General features: G+C 64.6%; 20 protein-coding genes. 8 read left to right on the top strand and 12 right to left on the bottom strand.

Annotated features, from left to right (window positions below; genetic code table 11):
• The gene (gene nth / locus F8R15_RS02980) at positions 1-645 is read left to right on the top strand and encodes an endonuclease III (protein WP_075773905.1); all 645 of its coding nucleotides are present in this window, start codon (positions 1-3) and stop codon (positions 643-645) included.
• Complete coding sequence (locus F8R15_RS02985; protein WP_152843463.1) at positions 642-1,628, top strand: adenosine kinase; 987 nt, start codon at positions 642-644, stop codon at positions 1,626-1,628. The genes nth and F8R15_RS02985 overlap by 4 nt, the downstream gene beginning before the upstream one ends.
• A 40-nt stretch (positions 1,629-1,668) precedes the next feature.
• Here the strand turns inward: F8R15_RS02985 and F8R15_RS02990 are convergent, their stop codons facing one another.
• A complete protein-coding gene (locus F8R15_RS02990) occupies positions 1,669-2,049 on the bottom strand; it encodes an HIT domain-containing protein (protein WP_075773907.1) in 381 nt (126 codons plus the stop codon).
• 11 nt (positions 2,050-2,060) lie between these two features.
• The gene (locus F8R15_RS02995) at positions 2,061-3,635 is read right to left on the bottom strand and encodes a DUF5928 domain-containing protein (protein WP_083078336.1); all 1,575 of its coding nucleotides are present in this window, start codon (positions 3,633-3,635) and stop codon (positions 2,061-2,063) included.
• A gap of 150 nt (positions 3,636-3,785) precedes the next feature.
• Between F8R15_RS02995 and F8R15_RS03000 the strand changes: the two genes are divergently transcribed.
• The gene (locus F8R15_RS03000) at positions 3,786-4,604 is read left to right on the top strand and encodes a sulfotransferase family protein (protein WP_152843465.1); all 819 of its coding nucleotides are present in this window, start codon (positions 3,786-3,788) and stop codon (positions 4,602-4,604) included.
• On the opposite strand, the gene F8R15_RS03005 is transcribed toward F8R15_RS03000, so the two are convergent.
• From F8R15_RS03005 to F8R15_RS03045, 9 genes are all read right to left on the bottom strand, one after another.
• On the bottom strand, positions 4,605-5,045 hold the full coding sequence (locus F8R15_RS03005) for a molybdenum cofactor biosynthesis protein MoaE (protein ID WP_134331329.1): 441 nt from the start codon (positions 5,043-5,045) through the stop codon (positions 4,605-4,607).
• Between the two features lies 1 nt (position 5,046).
• Entirely contained in the window at positions 5,047-5,295 is a 249-nt protein-coding gene (gene moaD, locus F8R15_RS03010; protein ID WP_152843466.1) for a molybdopterin converting factor subunit 1, read from the bottom strand.
• A complete protein-coding gene (gene pgsA, locus F8R15_RS03015; protein WP_152843468.1) occupies positions 5,288-5,917 on the bottom strand; it encodes a CDP-diacylglycerol--glycerol-3-phosphate 3-phosphatidyltransferase in 630 nt (209 codons plus the stop codon). The genes moaD and pgsA overlap by 8 nt, the downstream gene beginning before the upstream one ends.
• A 45-nt stretch (positions 5,918-5,962) precedes the next feature.
• Positions 5,963-7,021: a lysine-2,3-aminomutase-like protein gene (locus F8R15_RS03020; RefSeq protein WP_152843470.1), complete on the bottom strand. Its 1,059-nt coding sequence runs from the start codon at positions 7,019-7,021 to the stop codon at positions 5,963-5,965.
• A gap of 1 nt (position 7,022) precedes the next feature.
• Positions 7,023-8,864 (bottom strand): excinuclease ABC subunit UvrC, encoded by a 1,842-nt coding sequence (gene uvrC, locus F8R15_RS03025; RefSeq protein WP_093477087.1) that lies wholly within the window; start codon positions 8,862-8,864, stop codon positions 7,023-7,025.
• A 364-nt stretch (positions 8,865-9,228) separates the two neighbouring features.
• Entirely contained in the window at positions 9,229-10,005 is a 777-nt protein-coding gene (locus F8R15_RS03030) for an SDR family oxidoreductase (RefSeq protein ID WP_152843472.1), read from the bottom strand.
• Positions 10,002-10,982, bottom strand: coding sequence for a calcium/sodium antiporter (locus F8R15_RS03035; RefSeq protein ID WP_152843474.1), 981 nt, complete (start codon positions 10,980-10,982; stop codon positions 10,002-10,004). Before F8R15_RS03035 ends, F8R15_RS03030 begins: the two co-directional genes overlap by 4 nt.
• Positions 10,979-11,194 (bottom strand): hypothetical protein, encoded by a 216-nt coding sequence (locus F8R15_RS03040; RefSeq protein ID WP_152843476.1) that lies wholly within the window; start codon positions 11,192-11,194, stop codon positions 10,979-10,981. Before F8R15_RS03040 ends, F8R15_RS03035 begins: the two co-directional genes overlap by 4 nt.
• Positions 11,195-11,198: 4 nt before the next feature.
• Positions 11,199-12,038, bottom strand: coding sequence for a S49 family peptidase (locus F8R15_RS03045; RefSeq protein WP_152843842.1), 840 nt, complete (start codon positions 12,036-12,038; stop codon positions 11,199-11,201).
• A 138-nt stretch (positions 12,039-12,176) separates the two neighbouring features.
• Between F8R15_RS03045 and F8R15_RS03050 the strand changes: the two genes are divergently transcribed.
• From F8R15_RS03050 to F8R15_RS03070, 5 genes are read left to right on the top strand one after another with little or no spacing between them, the layout of a single operon-like run.
• Positions 12,177-12,629 (top strand): formate dehydrogenase subunit gamma, encoded by a 453-nt coding sequence (locus F8R15_RS03050; RefSeq protein ID WP_152843478.1) that lies wholly within the window; start codon positions 12,177-12,179, stop codon positions 12,627-12,629.
• Positions 12,626-14,149, top strand: a complete 1,524-nt coding sequence (locus F8R15_RS03055; RefSeq protein WP_152843479.1) for an NADH-quinone oxidoreductase subunit NuoF — start codon at positions 12,626-12,628, stop codon at positions 14,147-14,149. The genes F8R15_RS03050 and F8R15_RS03055 overlap by 4 nt, the downstream gene beginning before the upstream one ends.
• Positions 14,146-17,031 (top strand): formate dehydrogenase subunit alpha, encoded by a 2,886-nt coding sequence (gene fdhF, locus F8R15_RS03060; RefSeq protein ID WP_152843481.1) that lies wholly within the window; start codon positions 14,146-14,148, stop codon positions 17,029-17,031. The genes F8R15_RS03055 and fdhF overlap by 4 nt, the downstream gene beginning before the upstream one ends.
• On the top strand, positions 17,028-17,798 hold the full coding sequence (gene fdhD / locus F8R15_RS03065; protein WP_152843484.1) for a formate dehydrogenase accessory sulfurtransferase FdhD: 771 nt from the start codon (positions 17,028-17,030) through the stop codon (positions 17,796-17,798). Before fdhF ends, fdhD begins: the two co-directional genes overlap by 4 nt.
• Positions 17,795-18,007, top strand: coding sequence for a formate dehydrogenase subunit delta (locus F8R15_RS03070; RefSeq protein WP_152843486.1), 213 nt, complete (start codon positions 17,795-17,797; stop codon positions 18,005-18,007). The genes fdhD and F8R15_RS03070 overlap by 4 nt, the downstream gene beginning before the upstream one ends.
• Here the strand turns inward: F8R15_RS03070 and F8R15_RS03075 are convergent.
• Entirely contained in the window at positions 17,995-19,470 is a 1,476-nt protein-coding gene (locus F8R15_RS03075; RefSeq protein ID WP_152843488.1) for a glycosyltransferase family 39 protein, read from the bottom strand. The two genes, F8R15_RS03070 and F8R15_RS03075, sit on opposite strands and share 13 nt — an antisense overlap.
• Between the last annotated feature and the right edge of the window lie 83 nt (positions 19,471-19,553).

A 19,553-nucleotide genomic window follows, 5' to 3' on the forward strand; every position in this document is an offset into this window, starting at 1 on the left:
ATGGCCAAGCAATTCGATTATGCCACGATGAAAGAGGTCTTCGCGCGGTTCGAAGCCTCCGAGCCCCATCCCAAGGGGGAGCTCGAGCACGTCAACGCCTATACGCTGGTGGTGGCCGTGGCGCTATCCGCGCAGGCGACCGATGCGGGCGTGAACAAGGCGACGCGGAAGCTTTTCGCCGTGGCCGACACACCCGAGAAAATGCTGGAGCTGGGCCTCGAGGGCGTGACCGAGCATATCAAGACGATCGGTCTGTTCCGGCAGAAGGCGAAGAACGTCATCAAGCTGAGCCAGATCCTCGTCGATCAGTATAACGGTGAGGTGCCGTCGTCCCGTGCCGCGCTGCAATCGCTGCCCGGCGTGGGGCGCAAGACCGCGAATGTCGTGCTGAACATGTGGTTCGGCCATCCCGCGCAGGCAGTCGATACGCATATTTTCCGGGTCGGCAATCGCAGCGGCATCTGTCCGGGCAAGGACGTCGACGCGGTCGAGCGCGCCATCGAAGACAATGTGCCCGTCGAATACCAGCGCCACGCCCATCACTGGCTGATCCTGCACGGTCGCTATATCTGCGTGGCGCGCAAACCCAAATGTCAGGCCTGTCCGATCAAGGATCTGTGCCAGTTTGAGGAGAAAAACCTTTGAAACAGTATCAGGTCGTCGGCATCGGCAATGCCGTCGTGGACGTGATCGCGCAATGCGACGATAGCTTCCTCGAGCATATGGGCATCGAGAAAGGCATCATGCAGCTGATTGAACGTGAACGCGGCGAGACGCTGTACGGCGCCATGAAAGAGCGCACGCAGGCGCCGGGCGGCTCGGTCGGCAACACGATCGCGGGGCTGGGCAATCTGGGTCTGACTACCGCCTTTATCGGCCGGGTGCGCGACGACACGCTGGGGCGTTTCTACGAGGCGGCTCTGCATGGCGAGGGCACGGATTTCCCCAATCCGCCGGTGAAGGATGGCGAACTGCCGACCTCGCGTTCGATGATCTTCGTGACGCCCGACGGTGAGCGCTCGATGAACACCTATCTGGGGATTTCGGCGGAGGTCTCGACGGAGGATGTGAGCCTCGAGGTGGTGGAGAACACGCAGATCCTGTTCCTCGAAGGCTATCTCTTCGACAAGGATCATGGGAAGGCCGCGTTCCTGAAGGCGGCGCAGGGCTGTCACCGGGGCGGCGGCAAGGCGGGAATCGCGCTCTCGGACCCGTTCTGCGTCGACCGTCACCGCGACGATTTCCGCCGTCTGGTGCGCGACCAGATGGATTACGTGATCGGCAACCAGCACGAATGGGAATCGCTTTACCAGACCGATCTGGATGCAGCGCTGAAACAGGCCGCTGAGGAATGCGAACTGGTGGTCTGCACGCGCTCGGGCGACGACGTGATCCTGATCCGTGGCGAGGAACGCGCGACGGTTCCGGTCAAGCGCGTGGTGCCGGTCGATGCGACGGGCGCGGGCGATCAGTTCGCGGCAGGCTTCCTCTACGGCTACGCGACGGGGCAGAGCCTCGAGACCGCGGGCAAGATGGGCTGCGCTGCGGCGGCCGAGGTGATCGGCCATTACGGCGCACGGCCCGAGATCGATGTGAAGGCGCTGTTTGCAGAGCGCGGGCTCATCTGAGCCTGTCTGGCGCGCCCGCGTTCAGGGCGCGCCGCAAGACTTAACGCATCAACAGCATCGGCCCGAGCGGGCGACCTGCAAGAATGTGCAGGTGGTAATGCGGCACTTCCTGCACGCCGTTCTCGCCCGCATTGGTGATGCCGCGATAGCCTTCGCCGCCTTCGCCCGGACTCGCGCCGGTCATCTTGCAGACCTCGGCCACGGTGCGGTGGAAATCGACGATCTCGGCATCGCTCGCCTCGGCGCAGAAATGATCGAGCGCGACATAGGCCCCTTTCGGGATCACCAGCACATGCTCGGGCGCTTTCGGGGCGATGTCGCGAAAGGCCAGCGTATGCTCGGTCTCCAGAACGGTGTCGTTCGGGATCTCGCCGCGCAGGATCTTGGCGAAGATGTTCTGATCGTCATAGGTATAGGCCATGGCCTCTCTCCTCAGTCGCGGAAGATGTAGTCGAGTTCGGCCAATTCCTGCGCCATATCGGAGGGGATGTCGAGCGCATGGGCCAGCGCGCGGGCGTTGTCCTCGATCTCGCCGCCCTCGCGCATGAGCGCGTAATTCTCGAACTCGGCGTCGCGGAGCCGCTCGGATTCGTGGTGCAGATCGGCGCGGATTGTCGGCAGCATCTGCTCCACCACCTGCGGCGGCGTGTGCTGCCCCGCGAGGCCGACGCGCTGCGCGTGCCCCTTGAGATAGTCGTCGGAGAACTGGCACTCGATCTCGAGGATGCGGGTCTGGCATTTGTCGCGGGTGAAATCTTCGATCACGTCGAGCTCGGCGGGATCGACGCAGATCACCATGCGGTCAGCGTTCTCGTGGTCGAAGACCATCCGCATCAGCGCGCGGCGGTGACGGTTACGCTTTTCCGGGCTGGTCTCGATCCCGCCGAGATCGGGCAGAGGGCCCATCTCGTTGAAGACGTAATCGAGCGCGGGGATCGAGGAGCGTTTGCGGAACTCGGCCACCAGCCGTTTCGCGACATGCCATTTCTTGCACAGGATCAGGGTCAGCGTGCGCTCGCGGCCCAAAGTCGCCTCCGCCTCCCAGAAGCGCGGTGCGAAGCGACGGCCAATGCGGCCGCGTCCGGTGAGGAAGCGATGCAGCGCGCGGCCCTCGTTCGAGACGGCGAAGTCCACGCCCTCGCGCGTCCACAGCTCGCCCAGACGCTGCTTCAGGTCGCGCGCTTCGGGGCTGATCTTGCGCGCGAAGAGGTAATCCTGCGCCAGCAGAAGATCGTAATGGTCGTTGTAGAAATTCGCGGGCATCCCGTAATCGGTGAACATCAGGAAGGTCAGCGTCCGGGTGCGGATCTCTGTCTCGGGGATCAGGTGATGGACGATGGTCTGGAAGAAGGTCTCGTCCGGGATCCATGTCGTGCGGAAGAACCGCATCACATCGGGCCGCGCCTTGATGAAATCGAGCACCTGTTCCATCGTGCGCCGCCGCAGACACCACCATTGCGAGCCGATCATCATCTGCAGATCGCCGGGCACCTCACGCGACAGCTTCAGCTGCTTTTGCAGGTTATAGGCGAGGTAGAACCGCTTGGGCTGATTGCGCTCGTTGAACCAGTGGCGATAGACCAGCCGGTCTTCCTTCATCCCCGTCTTGATCCAGCCCGACGAAAAGAAGTCGAAGCTTTCGATGTAATCGACCTCTTCCGCATCGAGGAAGTTATGCGCGTACTCGGCCGATTTGATCTGCATGCAATCGCCCGAGAGCATGTAGAAATGCGTGGCGCGCGGGAAATCGGCGACGGCGGCTTTTACTGCTTCCAGAGTCGCGGCGACGAGGCTCCATTCGCCCCAGCCGCATTTGACGCGCTTTTTCGCGAAGGTGACATTGGGATTGGCATCGAGCGCGCTGCGCAGCTTGCGGTAATGTTCGGGCTTGGCGCGCGCGTCGAAATGGATCGCCACATAATCGCCTGTCTGCGTCAGCCGTTCCGCCTGCGCGATGATCCCGTCAGGATCCTTATGGGTCAGAAGAATAAAGGCGATTCGGGCCATACGGGAAACGATGCGATGTCACTTGCTGGTATTATCCGACTTGTTAGCCGGAATGAGCGTTGAAAAGACAGGACTTCTTTGCTCTTTACTCGATATTTATTATGTCTGCGTTACCCGGTCACGGGTATGCGACCTTCTGGAGGGCTTTGAATGGGATTTCCCGGAACCTGGATGACCGAGAGCGAAAGCATGGTGTATCGCGTCGTGCCGAAATGCGCCTGCTCCTCCATCGGACAGATCATGTTCTATTCCGATCACGGGAAATTCTTCGACGGCGACATCCACGATTCCAAGACCGGGCTGCATAAGTGGTCGCAGGACGAAAGCCAGCAGCCGATCACCGAGAATGTGGTGGCGCACAAAAGCTACGCCTTCACCTGCGTGCGCAATCCTTATCAGCGCATCCTGTCGTCCTTCTTTGACAAGATCGCGGGCATCCAGCGCAACGGCAAACGCTATCGCGGCAAGCTGGTGCCGCAGCTGATCCAGAAATACGGGATCGAGGTCGGCTCTCCCGAGGACGATTTCGATTTCGATCAGGTCGCCTCGTTCCGCCGCTTCCTGCTGTTTGCGCGCGACACGATCCGTTGGCGCCGCCCGATGGAGCCGGACATTCACTGGTCGGCCATGTCGGGTCATATCTCGACCTTCATCGTCAACGGCGGGCGCTACGACAACATCTTCTTCACCGAGAAATTCAACGAAGGCATGCAGTCGGTGCTCGACGCGGTCGAAACGCCGGTGAAAGTCGATCTGGCCAAGGTGCCGCGGTTCAACGAATCCGAAGGGCATGGGCCGAAGCGCGCGCATAAGGTTAGCGATTATTTCGACGACCTGTCGCGCCACCTGATCTGGGAAATCTACAAGAAGGATTTCCAGCTGTTCCAATACGATTTCGACGATCCGGACAACAAGATGCCGGTGGGCGAGGTCGATTTGGACGAGGTGCACGCCAAGCTGGGCGACTGATCACCAGCGTTTCAGCGCATCCTCGTCTTCATCCTTCGCGGCGACCCAGGAGGTGCCCTCGGGTCCGTGTTCCTTCTTCCAGAAGGGCGCGCGGGATTTCAGGTAATCCATCAGGAACTCGGCGGCTTCAAACGCCGCGACGCGGTGGCGTGCGGCGGTGGCGACCATCATGATCTGCTCGCCCACGCCCAGCCGTCCGTGGCGGTGGATGACGGTCACATCCGACAGGCTCCAACGCTCAACCGCTTGATCGACGATCTTCGCGATAGCACGCTCGGTCATTCCGGGGTAATGCTCCAGCTCCAGCGCTTCCATCGCGCCGGTGTCGTCGCGCACGATGCCGGTGAAGCTGACGACGGCGCCGACATCCGCGCGGCCCGTGCCGAAATCGGCAAGCTCTGCGCCCAGATCGAAGGGCTCGGCCTGAACGGAGACTTTCATCTCAGCCCCCCGTCATCGGCGGGAAGAAGGCCACCTCGCGCACGCCTTCGAGCGGCGCGTCGAACTCTGCCAGATCCTGATCGAGCGCGACGCGCAGGGCGGAAATGTCGGCAAAAGCCGCCTCGTAGCGCGGCTCGCGGGCCTTCAGCTCTTCGACCAGATCGGCCACGGTCACGGCCTGCGTCTCGACCTTCTCGCGCGGCAGGCCGATCCGCTCGCGGACCCACGCGAAATAGAGCACGTCAATCATGGCTCGGCTCCTTCAGATAGGGCAGGGCCTTGCGGAAATAGTCCCAGCCGGTGATCGCGGTCAGCACGGCGGCGATCCAGATCAGCGCGAGACCGACATGGGTCGCGAAATCGGCAGGCGTGGCTCCCAAGCGGATATCGCCTTCGCCTGCGCGCGGGGCCTGACCCTGTTCGAGATAGGCGAGCCCGGTGCCGAGGAACAGCACGGCAATCGCCACCATCTGCGCGGTGGTCTTCCATTTGGCGAGCTTCGTGACCCGCAGCCGCCCGGCATCCGCGCCGAGGAATTCGCGCAGCCCCGAGACGAAGACCTCGCGGAACAGGATCACGGTGGCAGGCAGGATCAGCCACGGGTTCATGCCCGAATAGCCGGTCAGCACCACCAGCGCGATCACCACCATCGCCTTGTCGGCGATGGGGTCGAGCATCGCGCCGAAGCGGCTCTCCTGTTTCCACGCCCGGGCAAGGTAGCCGTCGAACCAGTCGGTGACGGCCGCGGTGATGAACAGCGCAAGCGCCAGCCAGTCGGCCCAGGGGCGAGAAAAATAAAGGAACAAGACCGCCACACCGGGGGCAGCCAAGAGCCTGAGCACGGTCAGGATATTGGGAAGGGTCCATTTCATGGGAGGCAACCTAGCTGCGTGGTTCGCAAAGCGGAAGAGGGCGCGTTAACGGGTCGCGGGATCGCGATATGCATGCACCGCCCCATTACGGTCGGTAACGCGCCAGTCTCCGGGGGTGTCGCCCGGTGTGAAGTGGTCCGAGGTGATCGGCACCTTGCCGTGCCCGCCGGGGATGTCGAGCACGTAGCTGGGCAGCATCGTGCCCGAGCAGCGGCGGCGCAGTTCGGCCATCAGCGCGCGCCCTTCCGCGATGGTGGTGCGGAAATGCGAGGTGCCGCGGGCGAGGTCGCAATGGTGTAGATAATAGGGTTTGACCCGCAGTTTGGTGAGGGCGCGGAACAGCGCCTCCAGCGCGTCGGCACTCGCGTTGACGCCGCGCAACAGCACGGTTTGCGACAGCATCGGGATGCCGCGATCCACCAGTCGCGCGATGGCATCGCGGGCGGCGGGTGTGAGTTCCTGCGCGTGATTGGTGTGCAGCACGATCCACGCGGTCGGTGCGGCGCGCAGGATGGTGCAAAGCATCTCGGTGATCCGCTCGGGGGCGACCACCGGCACGCGGGTATGCAGCCGGATCTGGTCGAGATGCGCGATTGCGGAGAGGCGGTCGAGCACCGCGCCCAGCCTGCGCGTCGAGAGCGTCAGTGGATCGCCTCCGGTCAGGATCACCTCGCGAATGGCCGGGGTCGCCGCGATGTAATCGAGCGCCTGCGTCAATTGGTCTTCCGGCAGCGGCCCGGTTTCGCCCACCGTCTCGCGGCGGAAGCAGAAGCGGCAATAGACGTCGCAGGTCTTCGTAATGTGCAGGATCACCCGGTCGGGATAGCGATGCGTCAGGCCCGGCGCGGGAGAATGCGCGTCGTCGCCGATCGGGTCTTCCAGCTCTTCGGGGCGGGTGAGCAGTTCGCCAGCGGTGGGCACGAATTGCGCGGCGACCGGATCGGTCGGATCGGCAATCGCCTCGCGCATCTCGGGCGTCACGCGGATGCGGAACTCTTGGGCCACGCGCTCCAGATCGGCGCGCGTAGCCGAGGTGGTCAGCCCGTCGCGTTCGAGATCGGCCACGCGGGTCAGCGCGCGGGGGTGGCGGCTGTGATCGGTCATCTCAGCCCTTCTCGTTGAAGAAATTGTGGATCGTCTCGGCCATCGCCTCGGAGATACCGTCGACCTCCATAAGATCGATTGGTGCCGCGCGGCTGACCGCCTTGGCGGAGCCGAAATGCGCGAGCAGCGCGCGCTTGCGGGCCGCCCCGATGCCCGGGACCTCATCCAGCGGGTTCGCCATCTGCGCCTTGGCGCGTTTCGCGCGGTGGGTGCCGATGGCCCAGCGGTGCGCCTCGTCGCGCAGGCGCTGGATGTAATAAAGAACCGGCGATTGCCGGGGCAGGGCGATGGGGCGCTGACCCGTGCGGTGGAATTCTTCCTTGCCGTGGTCGCGGTCCACGCCTTTCGCGACACCGACCATTGCGACGTCGCTCACGCCCATCTCGTCCATGATCTCACGCACCGCCGAAACCTGCCCGGCGCCACCGTCGATCAGCAGAAGATCGGGCCACGCCTCGGATTTGCGCTCCGGGTCTTCCTTCAGCAACCGGGTGAAGCGGCGCGTCAGCACCTCTTTCATCATCCCGAAATCGTCGCCCGGCGTCAGGTCGGCATTCTTGATGTTGAACTTGCGATACTGGCTTTTGATGAAGCCCTCGGGCCCTGCGACGATCATCCCGCCCACGGCATGCGCGCCCTGAATATGCGAGTTGTCGTAGACCTCGATCCGCTGCGGCGGCTTCTCCAGCCCGAAGGCCTCGGCCACGCCGGCCAGCAGTTTCGCCTGCGCTGCAGATTCCGACATCTTCCGACCAAGGCTCTCACGGGCATTGCGCGCGGCATTTTCGACCAGCTCTGCCTTTTCGCCGCGCTGCGGGACCGTGATCTCGACCTTGCGCTCCGCGCGTTCGGAGAGGAATTCGCTTACCAGTTCCTCATCCTCGACCGGATGAGACAGCAGGATCAGCTTCGGCGGCGGGCGGTTCGTGTAGAACTGCGCGATGAAGGCCTGCAGGATTTCAGGCGCCTCGGCGCCGGAGCCGGTCTTGGGATAGAAGTCGTGATTGCCCCAGCTCTGGTTCGCGCGGATGAAGAAGACCTGCACACAGGCCTGCCCGCCCTCCTGATGGAGCGCGATCACATCGGCCTCGGCGGTGCTGCGCGGGTTGATCCCCTGACTCTGCTGCACATTGGTCAGCGCCTTGATCCGGTCGCGCAGCGCGGCGGCGCGCTCGAATTCCATATCGTCGGAGGCTTGCTGCATCTGTTCGGCCAGCTCGCGCTGGATCGTGGTGGACTTGCCTTGCAGGAACCGCTTCGCATCGTCGACGAGCGCTGCGTAATCCTCCTCGGAGATCTTGCCGACGCAGGGCCCCGAGCAACGCTTGATCTGATATTGCAGACAGGGGCGCGTGCGGGTCTCGAACATCGAATCCGAGCAGTTGCGCAGCAGGAAGACCCGCTCCAGCTGGTTCAGCGTGCGGTTCACCGCGCTCGCGCTCGCGAAGGGGCCGAAGTAATGGCCCTTCTCTTTGCGCGCGCCGCGGTGCTTCTTGATCATCGGATAGGGGTGGTCCGTCGCGATCAGGATATTGGGAAAGCTTTTGTCGTCCCGTGCGAGCACGTTGTAGCGCGGCTTGAGCTGCTTGATCAGGTTCTGCTCAAGCAGCAGCGCCTCGGTCTCGGTCCGCGTCGTGAGGAACATCATCGAGGCGGTCTCATGGATCATCCGGGCGATCCGCGCCGAGTGTCCCGAGGGGCGTGCATAGTTCGAAACGCGCGCCTTCAGGTTGCGCGCCTTGCCGACGTAAAGCACCTCGCCCTTCGCGTTCAGCATCCGATAGACGCCCGGTGAGCCGTCGAGGCGCTTGAGGTAATCCGCGATCAGCGCATGGCCCGTCATCCCGTGTTGCGGGCGCGTGGCCGCCGGGGGATCGAGGGCGTCGTTGCTGTTTACGTCGTCATTCATGAGCTGGCTTCGATTCTCCCCTGTGGCTGCAACCTCGCGAAGACGTTTTCAAGGAAAAACATGTCCACGAAATTTGGGGATAACTCTGTTGGCAAACATGTGGGACCGTGGGTTCCGACCTTAATATAAGGGTTGATAGAGTGTTTGCTCATTTTTTGAGCAAGTTACGAGTGCGTTGATTTCATTGAGAAATTTTTCGCACACTCGCCAAGCTATTGAAAGGATTACTACTTTTGTGACGGTACTGTTACAAGCCGCCGCGCAGTGCACAACTTTGGCCTGCGATTCGTTTTCAGGCTCATTCCGGACCTAATACATCGGGGGTCCGCCAGCCCAAATGTTGGCCTCCATCGACGCAGAGCAACTGCCCTGTGACGGCCGGCGCGTCCATGAAATATCCCAGCGCCGCGACGATATCTGCAGGGTCTGCGCCGCGTTCGAGGATCGTCGCCGCGCGCTGCCGGTTGAAGTGCTCTTCAGACTGGCGGGCGCCTTGCAGGGTCGGGCCGGGGCCGATCGCGTTCACACGTATAGCGGGAGCCAGCGCCTGCGCACTCGTCTGCGTGAGAGTCCACAGACCCATCTTCGCGAGCGTGTAGGTCATGAACTCCGGCGTCAGCTTGCGCATCCGCTGATCGACCATGTTGATCACCAGCGCGCGGGCCTTGGGCTCCGCACTTGAGCGGTCGGCTTCCGGGGCCTGCGCCGCAAAATGCTGGATCAGCACGAAGGGCGCGCGCAGGTTCGACCCGATATGCCGGTCCCAGCTTTCGCGCGTGGCCGAGCGGATCGTGTCGTATTCGAAAATCGAGGCGTTGTTGATCAGCAGATCGAGAGGCCCGTCGAGCAGTTGCGCCGCGCGGGGCACCAGTTCCGCCGTCGCGGCCTCGTCCAGTAGATCGGCCTGCACGATCTCGGCGCGCACGCCTTTCGCACGGGCCTCCGCAGCCGTTGCTTCCGCATCCTCTGCGGAGCCGTGATAATGGATTGCGACGTCCACGCCGCGCTCGGCCAGATAAAGCGCCATCGCGCGTCCCAGCCGTTTCGCGCCGCCTGTCACCAATGCTCGTTTCATGCGCTGCCTCCAATGAAGAGGGCCACCATATAGGCCAGGTACGCGGCGGTGAAAGCGATGCCGATGCCTCGGGTGATCACGCGGTTGCCGAAGATGAACGGGGCCAGCGCGATCGAGGCCGCCGCCATCACCCAAAGGTCGACATGCAGCATCTGGCTCGGCACCGGAATGTCGCCGAACAGGCCCGCGACGCCGATGATGCAGAGCAGGTTGAAGATGTTCGAGCCGACGACATTGCCGAGCGCGAGGTCCGACCGGCCCTTCATCGCCGCGGTGATCGAGGTCGCCAGTTCCGGCAGCGAGGTACCGAGCGCGACCAACGTCAGGCCGATCACCGCATCCGAGACGCCCATCGCGCTTGCGATCTCGGAGGCCCCGCTGACCAGCCAGCTCGCCCCGAGAGGCAGCCCGATGAGCCCTGCGAGAACATAGAGTCCGATGCGCCAGAGCGGCATTTTCGGATCGACGCTTTCGACCTCTTCATCGGCTTCGGTCTCAGGGTCGGAGCCCGCGCCGCGATTGGCGCGATGGGCGCGCGCTTCGCGGATCTGCCGGAACAGGATGATGCCAAGCGCGAAGAGCAGAAGCAGCGCCTGCGCCCAGCCGATCGGGCCCATGAAGCAGACGAGGATGAAGAGGATCGTCGCGCCCATCATCAGCACAAAGCTCTCGCGCGTGTCGTGCAGATCGGTGCGGATCGCGGAGATCATCGCGGGCAGGCCCAGTACCAGAAGGATATTGGCGATATTCGAGCCCACGACATTGCCGAGCGCCATGCTGGGCGCCTTGTCGAGTACGGCGGCGACCGAGACCATCAGCTCGGGCGCGGAGGTGCCGAAGGCCACCACGGTGAGCCCGACGATCAGTGCAGGAATGCCAAGGCGCAGCGACATCGCCACTGCGCCTTTCACCAGCAGATCGCCCGCCACGACCAGCAGCACCAGCCCGGCAATGATCTCGCCGAAATCCCAGATCATTTACGGCGCTCCGTCTTCTTCGCACTCTTACTGTTGGAGGTCGTCTTGCAGGGGCAGGGGCCCCGGCCGATTTTCGGACGCCCGCAGTCTGGGCAACGCGCCGACAGCTTGCCGGGTCCGCGCGGGCCCTTGAGTTTCGGCATCCGCAGCTTGCCGAACATGGCGAGCACCGCCATGACGACGAGGAAGAGGGTCATGCCCTTGATGAGCATCGGTTTACAGCCCGTAGCGCGCCCAGAGCGCGCGTTCCTCGGTCGTGTCGATCAGGGCGCCTGCCGTCGCCGCAGCCATCTCGCCGCCGAACTGCGCGCCGAAGCGCCGGAAGATCGAGCGTTTGGGCGCGTAAGGCACGATGCGGGTCTTCTCGCCGTAGATCTCTTTCAGCTTCGGCACCGCATGGTCGAGCCCGTCGATCAGGCCGGTGTTTTCGGCCAGCGCCTGCCGCCCGGTCCAGATGTCGCCGGTGAAGAGGTCGCGATCTTCGGGCAGCTTCGCGCCGCGCCGGGACTGCACATGTTCCTTGAACGAGACATGCATGTCTTCGAGGAGCTTGTTGAGCCGCGCGACGTCTTCGTCTTTTTCGGGGCGGAACGGGTCCATGAAACTTTTAGAGCCGCCTGCCGTGTGGACGCGGCGCTGGATGCCGTGACGGTTGATGAACTCGTCGAGGCCGAACCCTGCCGAGATCACCCCGATCGAGCCCACGACCGAGGTCGGGTCGGCCCAGATCTGGTCGGCGGCGCAGGCCAGCCAATAGCCGCCCGACGCCGCGACGTCTTCGACGAAGGCATGGACGGGAATGCCTTTTTCATCCGCAAGCCTGCGGATGCGTCCCGCGATCAGCGCCGATTGCACGGGCGATCCGCCGGGCGAATTGATCAGCAGTGCGACCGCGGCGGGTTTGCCGCGCGCGAAGGCACGCTCGATGATCGGGGCCATGGCGGCGTCCGACAGACCGGGCGCACCGGGGCGCGACATGCCGATGGCACCGTGCAAACGGATAACCGCGACGAAGGGCGATTTCTTGACGAAGGGGAGGCGTTGGATCAGGCTCATGTGAGGGATGTAGAGGCTCACCCCTGCCCGCGCAAGCACGGCGATGACGGTTCCTGTCCGCGCCTGTTCGCGATTGAACCAGTCGTGACTTGCTGGCCGGGGCATGCTCGCCCCATCATCGGGGCCGGGAGGATGGATATGACCGAAGACGACAGGCTCGCCGCGATTCTGGCGGATCATGCGGGGCGCGAAGGTGCGCTGCTGCCCATTCTTCATGATGTGCAGGCCGCTTACGGCTGCGTGCCCGCCGATTGCTACCAGCCGATTGCCGATGCGCTGCGGCTGAGCCGGGCGGAGGTGGCGGGCGTCGTCTCCTTTTATCACGACTTCCGCGATGCGCCCGCGGGCAAGCATGTGATCAAGCTGTGCCGCGCCGAGGCCTGCCAGTCGATGGGCGGGACGGAGATGATCGCGCGGCTGGAGCATGCGCTGGGCATGAAAGTCGGGGAAACGAAGGGCGACGTCACCCTTGAGGCGGTCTATTGCCTCGGGCTCTGCGCCTGTGCGCCTGCCGCGATGGTGGGCGATCAGCTGGTCGGTCGTGCAAGTGCCGAACGGATCGAGGCTCTGGTCGCGGAGGTCTCGGCATGAAGATCTGGGTTCCCTGCGATGCCGCTGCCGTAGCCTGTGGGGCCGATGAGGTCGCTGCCGCAATTGCGTCGGCGGCTGGCCTGCGCGGCGAGACGATTGAGATCATCCGCAACGGCACGCGCGGGATGATCTGGCTGGAGCCTCTGGTCGAGATCGAGCGCGACGGTGTGCGCCACGGCTTCGGCCCGATGACGCCCGATGACGTGCCCGCGCTGTTCGAGGACGGCGAACACCCGAAGGCACTGGGCCCGGTCGAGGAAATCCCCTTCTTCGCGCAACAGACCCGCCTGACCTTCGCGCGTTGCGGGCGCACCGATCCGCTTTCGCTGGCTGATTACGAGGCGGATGAGGGCTGGCAGGGTCTCAAACGCGCGCTGGAACTGGGCGGCGCGCAGACCATCGAAGAGGTCACGACCTCCGGTCTGCGTGGTCGTGGCGGTGCGGGCTTCCCGACGGGTATCAAGTGGAAGACCGTCGCCGGAGCCGAGGCGCCGCAAAAATACATCGTCTGCAATGCGGATGAGGGCGATAGCGGCTCTTTCGCGGACCGGATGCTGATGGAGGGCGATCCCTACTGTCTGATCGAGGGTATGGCGATCGCCGGGCTCGCAGTCGGTGCGACCAAGGGCTTCATCTATGTGCGCTCGGAATATCCGCACGCGATCCGTACGTTGAATGCGGCGATCAAGGCGGCGCGCGCTGCGGGGATCATCGGCGACAGCCTGATGGGGCAGGGACCGGCCTTCGATCTGGAGGTTCGCGTCGGCGCGGGCGCCTATATCTGCGGCGAGGAAACGTCGCTTCTCAATTCGCTCGAAGGCAAGCGCGGCATGGTCCGCGCCAAGCCGCCGCTGCCCGCACTGGAAGGCGCGTTCGGCAGGCCGACCGTGGTCAATAACGTGCTTTCGCTGGCCGCCGTGCCGTGGATTCTGATCCACGGTGGCGCAGCCTATGCCGAGTTCGGGCTGGGCCGCTCGCGCGGGACGATCCCGATCCAGATCGCGGGCAATGTCAAACATGGCGGGCTGTTCGAGACCGGCTTCGGGATGTCGCTTGGCACGCTGGTCAATGAGATCGGCGGCGGCACGGCGTCGGGGCGTCCGTTCAAGGCGGTACAGGTCGGCGGGCCGCTGGGCGCCTATCACGGGCCCGACGATTTCGATCTGCCGGTCTGCTACGAGGCCTTCGCCGATCAAGGCGGGCTGGTGGGTCATGCCGGCTTCGTGGTGCATGACGACAGCGCCGACATGCTCGCGCTCGCCCGCTACGCGATGGAGTTCTGCGCCATCGAGAGCTGCGGGAAATGCACGCCCTGCCGGATCGGCGCGGTGCGCGGCATCGAGACGCTCGACCGCGTGGCGGCGGGCGACCCGGCGGCGATCGAGCTGCTGCATGAGCTATGCGAAGTGATGGAGAAGGGCTCGCTCTGCGCGATGGGGGGCTTCACGCCCTACCCGGTGCGCTCGGCGATCCGGCTTTTCCCGCAAGAATTCTCGCTCTCACAGGAGGCTGCGGAATGAAGGATTTCATCATCCCCGACGGAGTGCACGGGCCGAAACTCTCCGATATGGGCACGCCTGCGAAATCGGGCCCGCCTGTGACGCTGGTGATCGACGGCATGGATGTGAGCGTGCCTGAGGGCACCTCCGTGATGCGCGCCGCCGCCGAGGCCGGGATCACCGTGCCGAAACTGTGTGCGACCGATATGCTGGAAGCTTACGGCTCGTGCCGGCTCTGTGTGGTCGAGATCGAAGGGATGCGCGGCACGCCCGCGTCCTGCACGACGCCCGTGCGCGAGGGCATGGTCGTGAAGACCCAGACCGATCAGCTTGCGCGGCTGCGGCGCGGCGTGATGGAACTCTATATCTCCGATCACCCGCTGGACTGTCTGACCTGCGCGGCGAATGGCGATTGCGAATTGCAGGATATGGCGGGGGCCGTTGGCTTGCGCGACGTGCGCTATGCGCCGGGCGAGAACCATGTCGAGACGCGCGCGGCGGAGGGGGCCAATCCGCTCTATATCCCGCGCGACGATTCCAATCCGTATTTCTTCTACGACCCGTCGAAATGCATCGTCTGCATGCGCTGCGTGCGCGCCTGCGAAGAGGTGCAGGGCACTTTCGCGCTGACCGTGGACGGGCGCGGCTTCGACGCCCGCATCTCGACCGGGACGGAGGATTTCCTGAACTCCGATTGCGTCAGCTGCGGCGCCTGCGTCCAGGCCTGCCCGACTGCGACCCTGCAGGAAAAGACCGTCGACGAGATCGGCGTGCCGGAGCGTTCGGTGGTCACCACCTGCGCCTATTGCGGCGTGGGTTGTTCGTTTGAAGCCCAGATGCGCGGCGACCAACTGGTGCGCATGGTCCCGTGGAAAGAGGGCAAGGCGAACCGCGGCCATAGCTGTGTGAAAGGCCGCTTCGCCTGGGGCTATGCCAACCACGGCGACCGCATCCTGAACCCGATGATCCGCGACAGCATCACCGATGCGTGGCGCGAAGTGTCTTGGGAAGAGGCGCTGGAGTTTGCCGCGAACGGCATCAAGCGCGCACAGGCCAAACACGGCAAGGATTCCGTCGGTGTCATCACCTCCTCGCGCTGCACCAATGAGGAAACCTTCCTCGTGCAGAAACTCGCCCGCGCCGTGATGGGGACGAACAACACCGATACCTGCGCGCGGGTCTGCCATTCGCCCACCGGCTACGGGCTGAAGCAGACCTTCGGGACCTCTGCGGGCACGCAGGATTTCGACAGCGTCGAGCAGGTGGATTGCGCCGTGGTGATCGGGGCCAACCCAACCGACGGCCACCCGGTCTTCGGCTCGCGTCTTCGCAAGCGGCTGCGGCAGGGGGCGAAGCTGATCGTGGTCGACCCGCGCCGGATCGACCTGCTGGAAACCCCGCATATGGGCGAGGGGCATCACCTGCCGCTGCGTCCGGGCACCAATGTCGCGGTGCTGACCGCGATGGCCCATGTGATCGTGACGGAAGGGCTGTTCGACGAGGCCTTCATCCGCGAGCGCTGCGATTGGGACGAATGGACGGACTATGCCGAATTCGCCGCCGATCCGGCCCACTCGCCGGAAGCCGTCGAAGAGCTGACCGGCGTTCCGGCCGAAGCGCTGCGCCAAGCCGCGCGCACCTATGCGGCGGCGCCCAACGGGGCGATTTATTACGGGCTGGGCGTGACTGAGCATAGCCAAGGCTCGACCACCGTGATCGCGATCGCCAACCTCGCGATGATGACCGGCAATATCGGGCGGCCCGGTGTGGGCGTGAACCCGCTGCGCGGGCAGAACAACGTGCAGGGCTCCTGTGACATGGGGTCATTCCCGCATGAACTGCCGGGTTATCGCCATGTCTCGGACGATACCGCGCGCCACGGGTTCGAGGTGGAATGGGGTGTCACGCTCGATCCCGAGCCAGGGCTGCGCATCCCCAACATGCTCGACGCCGCCGTCGCGGGGGATTTCAAGGCGATCTACATTCAGGGCGAAGACATCCTGCAATCCGATCCCGATACCCATCACGTGGCCGCGGGCCTCGCGGCGATGGACTGCGTAATCGTGCATGATCTCTTCCTGAACGAGACCGCGCGCTACGCCCATGTCTTCCTGCCGGGCTCGACCTTCCTCGAGAAGGATGGGACCTTCACCAATGCCGAGCGCCGCATCAATCCGGTGCGCAAGGTCATGGCACCGAAGGCGGGGCTGGCCGATTGGGAGGCGACGCAGGCGCTGTCCAATGCGCTGGGCGCAGGGTGGAGCTATACCCACCCCTCCGAGATCATGGACGAGATCGCGCGTACGACACCCGCCTTTGCAGGCGTCACCTATGATTTGATCGATCGCGTGGGGTCGGTGCAGTGGCCCTGCAACGATGCGCACCCGCAAGGCTCGCCGGTGATGCATGAGGACGGCTTCGTGCGCGGCGCGGGGCGGTTCATCCGCACGGCCTATGTCGCGACCGAGGAGCGCACCGGACCGCGCTTCCCGCTGCTGCTGACGACGGGGCGGATCCTCAGCCAGTATAACGTGGGCGCGCAGACGCGTCGGACCGAGAACTCCGTCTGGCATGCCGAGGACCGGCTGGAAATCCACCCGCATGACGCCGAGACCCGCGGCATCCGCGACGGTGATTGGGTGCGTCTGGCGAGCCGCGCGGGCGAGACGTCCCTGCGCGCGACGATCACCGATCGGGTCTCGCCCGGCGTCGTCTACACGACCTTCCACCACCCCGATACGCAGGCGAACGTCGTGACCACCGACAATTCCGACTGGGCGACGAACTGCCCGGAATACAAGGTGACGGCGGTGCAGGTGGGGCTGTCGAACGGGCCCTCGGACTGGCAGGAGCTTTATACGGCACAGACCAAGCTGACTCGCCGCGTCGAGGCTGCTGAATGACGGCAACCGATTGGGAAATGCCCAGCGGCGCGGTGCAGCGGCTGGCCGAGGAAGTGCCGGTGGCGCTGTCTTTCGACGGAGTGACGCAGGCGGTGATGATGGCCAGTCCCGCCGATCTGGAGGATTTCGCACTGGGCTTCGCGCTGTCCGAAGGGCTGATCGCGGACGCGTCCGAGATTACCCGGCAGGAGCTGGAAGTGACCGAGGCCGGGATCGAGGCGCGCAACTGGCTGGCAGCACCCGCGGGCGCACGCTTTGCCGAACGCCGCCGCGCCACGATGGGCCCGGTGGGTTGCGGGCTGTGTGGCATCGAGCAGTTGGAAGAGGCGCGGCGCAAGCTGTCCCCGGTGCGTCCGCCGCGTTTCACGATGACGCCCGAGCAGGCCACTGAGGCGCTCGAAACCCTGCGCGACCACCAGCCGCTGCAGGACGAAACCCGCGCCGCCCATGCGTCGAGCTTCTGGCAGCCGGGCAAGGGGATCGTGCTGACGCGCGAGGATGTCGGGCGGCACAACGCGCTCGACAAGCTGATCGGGGCGCTGATCCGGGGCGGGATAGACCCGGCGAGCGGCGCGCTCGTAATGACCTCGCGGCTCTCGGTCGATCTGATCCAGAAGGTCGTGATGCTACGTATCTCGGTGATCGTCGGCCCGTCCGCCCCGACCGCGCTTGCGGTGAGCGAGGCACGGGACGCGGGCCTTACCGTTATCGCGCGCGCAGGCCGGGGCCTCGCGCTTTACACCGCGCCGCAGGAGGCCACCGCATGAAGCCTGAGAAACTCGCCGGGATGGCCAATCAGATCGCACAGTTCTTCGAGAGCCAGCCCGGCGATCAGGCGCATGCCGTGGCCGATCACATCAATGCCAACTGGGCGCCCACGATGCGCGACACGTTCCTCGCGGCGGCCGACAAGCTGGACCTGCACCCGCTGGTGAAAGCGGCCCTGCCGCAAATCCGCGCCCCTCAGCGAGGCTGATCGCCGGGCTTCACGACCGGCGCGAAGGAGAGGGTGAAGTTTTTCCCGTCTGCGAAGGGGTAGGGCGCCGCGAGCTGCTGCACCTCTCCGGTCGTCCAGTCGGGATGATCCGGATAAGTCGCGCGCAGAAGGCCCGCGCCGGTTGCCGCATTCGTGCCGTCCCAGATCACGAAGGCCGGGCCGTCGGGCAGAGGTTTCGTAAAGTCCGAACTGGCATTCAGAACCGTCATCCGGGGCGCGCGATAGAGGATATTCGCGCCTTCCCATTGCGGCGCGATCAGGGTCGCATCCGCGCCAACGGCGGCCACCAGCTGCGGCACCAACGTCTCGAAAGGGGCGGCATTGCGGCTCTTGCCCTGGAAGAAATGGATCGGCAGCGCGATCATCACCAGCACGAGCAGCACCGCGTAGACCTGCTGCAGCCGCCGCAGCCCGGTCGCGCTGAGCCGGGGCAGAAGCCAAAGGCCAACCGCGGGGCCTGCGAGGAACAGCAGCGGTTGCAGCCAGCGATCCTTGATCTGCCCCGCCCCGACCGCAAGCGCGCCGATCAGCAGTAGCACGAGGCCGATCACCATCACCCACAGCATCAGCCGCAGCAGCGGTTGCGGCGCTTCGGGTTTTCTCTCCCGGTAGCGCCAGTAGAGCAGCCCGCCGACCAGCAGCGGCAAAGCGAGGAAATTCAGAACACCCTGACCGGTTGCAAGAACCGGACCGACAAGTCGCGCGCCCAGTGAGACGTCTTCGGCGGCGTCGAATTTCTTTGCCGAGGCGAAGGCGATCTCGGGATGGTTCAGGATCCAGACATAGGGCGGCAGCGCGATTGCGGCGGCGATCAGCAGCGACAGAAACAGGCGGCGATCACGGAAGGACGCGCGGAACTCGGGAAAACCGATCAGCGCAAAGGTCGTCGAGATCGGTAGCAGCACGAAGTTGTATTTCGACAGCAGCCCCACGCCCAGCACCAGTCCGAGCGTCACGAAGCCCGCGAGGCTGGGGCGGCGCGCGATCCACCAGATCGTCGCGAAGCATAACGCCGCCGAAAAGGTCGCAAGCACCGAATGGGTCAGGGCGCGCTGGCTCTCCCATGCGATCTGCGGCAGCAGCATGAGGCCCAGCGTCGCGACCCATGCCCGCCGCGGATCGAGCCGCGTGCGCATCAGCCCGTAGCAGGTCAGGACGGTGCCGCAGAGCAGGGTGTTTTTCAAAAGCGCGAGGCCGAACATCGTCTGCCCGGTCACCATGAAGACCAGATGTTGCAGCCATGCGAAGAGCGGCAGTTGCGGGCCGTAGCCCCACGCGAAGCTGCGCGCATCGAAGATCATCTGCGCATCGTCGAGCCCGAGCGCGCCGCCCAAGGCGGTGCGGTAGAGGGTCTGGAGGACGAAATAGGCGACGATGCTCAGGGGCCAGATCGCATCGGGAAGGGCGCGGCCTGCGGCTCGGGGCATCGGGTCGGCGCTCATGCGGGCGTGCCTGTGGGGACGCGCATCACGGGAAGGGTCTGGAGCATGGCGCACCTATTGGCTGGCAGGATTGCCGCGCGGGG

Origin of the sequence: Thioclava sp. JE_KL1, from assembly GCF_009296265.1 — a bacterium.
Classification (GTDB): domain Bacteria; phylum Pseudomonadota; class Alphaproteobacteria; order Rhodobacterales; family Rhodobacteraceae; genus Thioclava.

Excerpts from the sequence above, each read along its gene's own strand:
- F8R15_RS03045 (WP_152843842.1), bottom strand. The coding sequence starts at position 12,038 with ATGAGCCTGATCCAACGCCTCCCCTTCGTCAAGAAATCGCCCTTCGTC.
- pgsA (WP_152843468.1), bottom strand. The coding sequence starts at position 5,917 with ATGAAATGGACCCTTCCCAATATCCTGACCGTGCTCAGGCTCTTGGCT.
- F8R15_RS03030 (WP_152843472.1), bottom strand. The coding sequence starts at position 10,005 with ATGAAACGAGCATTGGTGACAGGCGGCGCGAAACGGCTGGGACGCGCG.
- F8R15_RS03070 (WP_152843486.1), top strand. The coding sequence starts at position 17,795 with ATGAAGCCTGAGAAACTCGCCGGGATGGCCAATCAGATCGCACAGTTC.
- uvrC (WP_093477087.1), bottom strand. The coding sequence starts at position 8,864 with ATGACGGGCCATGCGCTGATCGCGGATTACCTCAAGCGCCTCGACGGC.
- F8R15_RS03050 (WP_152843478.1), top strand. The coding sequence starts at position 12,177 with ATGACCGAAGACGACAGGCTCGCCGCGATTCTGGCGGATCATGCGGGG.
- fdhF (WP_152843481.1), top strand. The coding sequence starts at position 14,146 with ATGAAGGATTTCATCATCCCCGACGGAGTGCACGGGCCGAAACTCTCC.
- F8R15_RS03075 (WP_152843488.1), bottom strand. The coding sequence starts at position 19,470 with ATGAGCGCCGACCCGATGCCCCGAGCCGCAGGCCGCGCCCTTCCCGAT.
- fdhD (WP_152843484.1), top strand. The coding sequence starts at position 17,028 with ATGACGGCAACCGATTGGGAAATGCCCAGCGGCGCGGTGCAGCGGCTG.
- F8R15_RS03005 (WP_134331329.1), bottom strand. The coding sequence starts at position 5,045 with ATGAAAGTCTCCGTTCAGGCCGAGCCCTTCGATCTGGGCGCAGAGCTT.
- F8R15_RS03035 (WP_152843474.1), bottom strand. The coding sequence starts at position 10,982 with ATGATCTGGGATTTCGGCGAGATCATTGCCGGGCTGGTGCTGCTGGTC.
- F8R15_RS03000 (WP_152843465.1), top strand. The coding sequence starts at position 3,786 with ATGGGATTTCCCGGAACCTGGATGACCGAGAGCGAAAGCATGGTGTAT.
- F8R15_RS02995 (WP_083078336.1), bottom strand. The coding sequence starts at position 3,635 with ATGGCCCGAATCGCCTTTATTCTTCTGACCCATAAGGATCCTGACGGG.
- F8R15_RS03055 (WP_152843479.1), top strand. The coding sequence starts at position 12,626 with ATGAAGATCTGGGTTCCCTGCGATGCCGCTGCCGTAGCCTGTGGGGCC.
- nth (WP_075773905.1), top strand. The coding sequence starts at position 1 with ATGGCCAAGCAATTCGATTATGCCACGATGAAAGAGGTCTTCGCGCGG.
- F8R15_RS03020 (WP_152843470.1), bottom strand. The coding sequence starts at position 7,021 with ATGACCGATCACAGCCGCCACCCCCGCGCGCTGACCCGCGTGGCCGAT.
- moaD (WP_152843466.1), bottom strand. The coding sequence starts at position 5,295 with ATGATTGACGTGCTCTATTTCGCGTGGGTCCGCGAGCGGATCGGCCTG.
- F8R15_RS02990 (WP_075773907.1), bottom strand. The coding sequence starts at position 2,049 with ATGGCCTATACCTATGACGATCAGAACATCTTCGCCAAGATCCTGCGC.
- F8R15_RS03040 (WP_152843476.1), bottom strand. The coding sequence starts at position 11,194 with ATGCTCATCAAGGGCATGACCCTCTTCCTCGTCGTCATGGCGGTGCTC.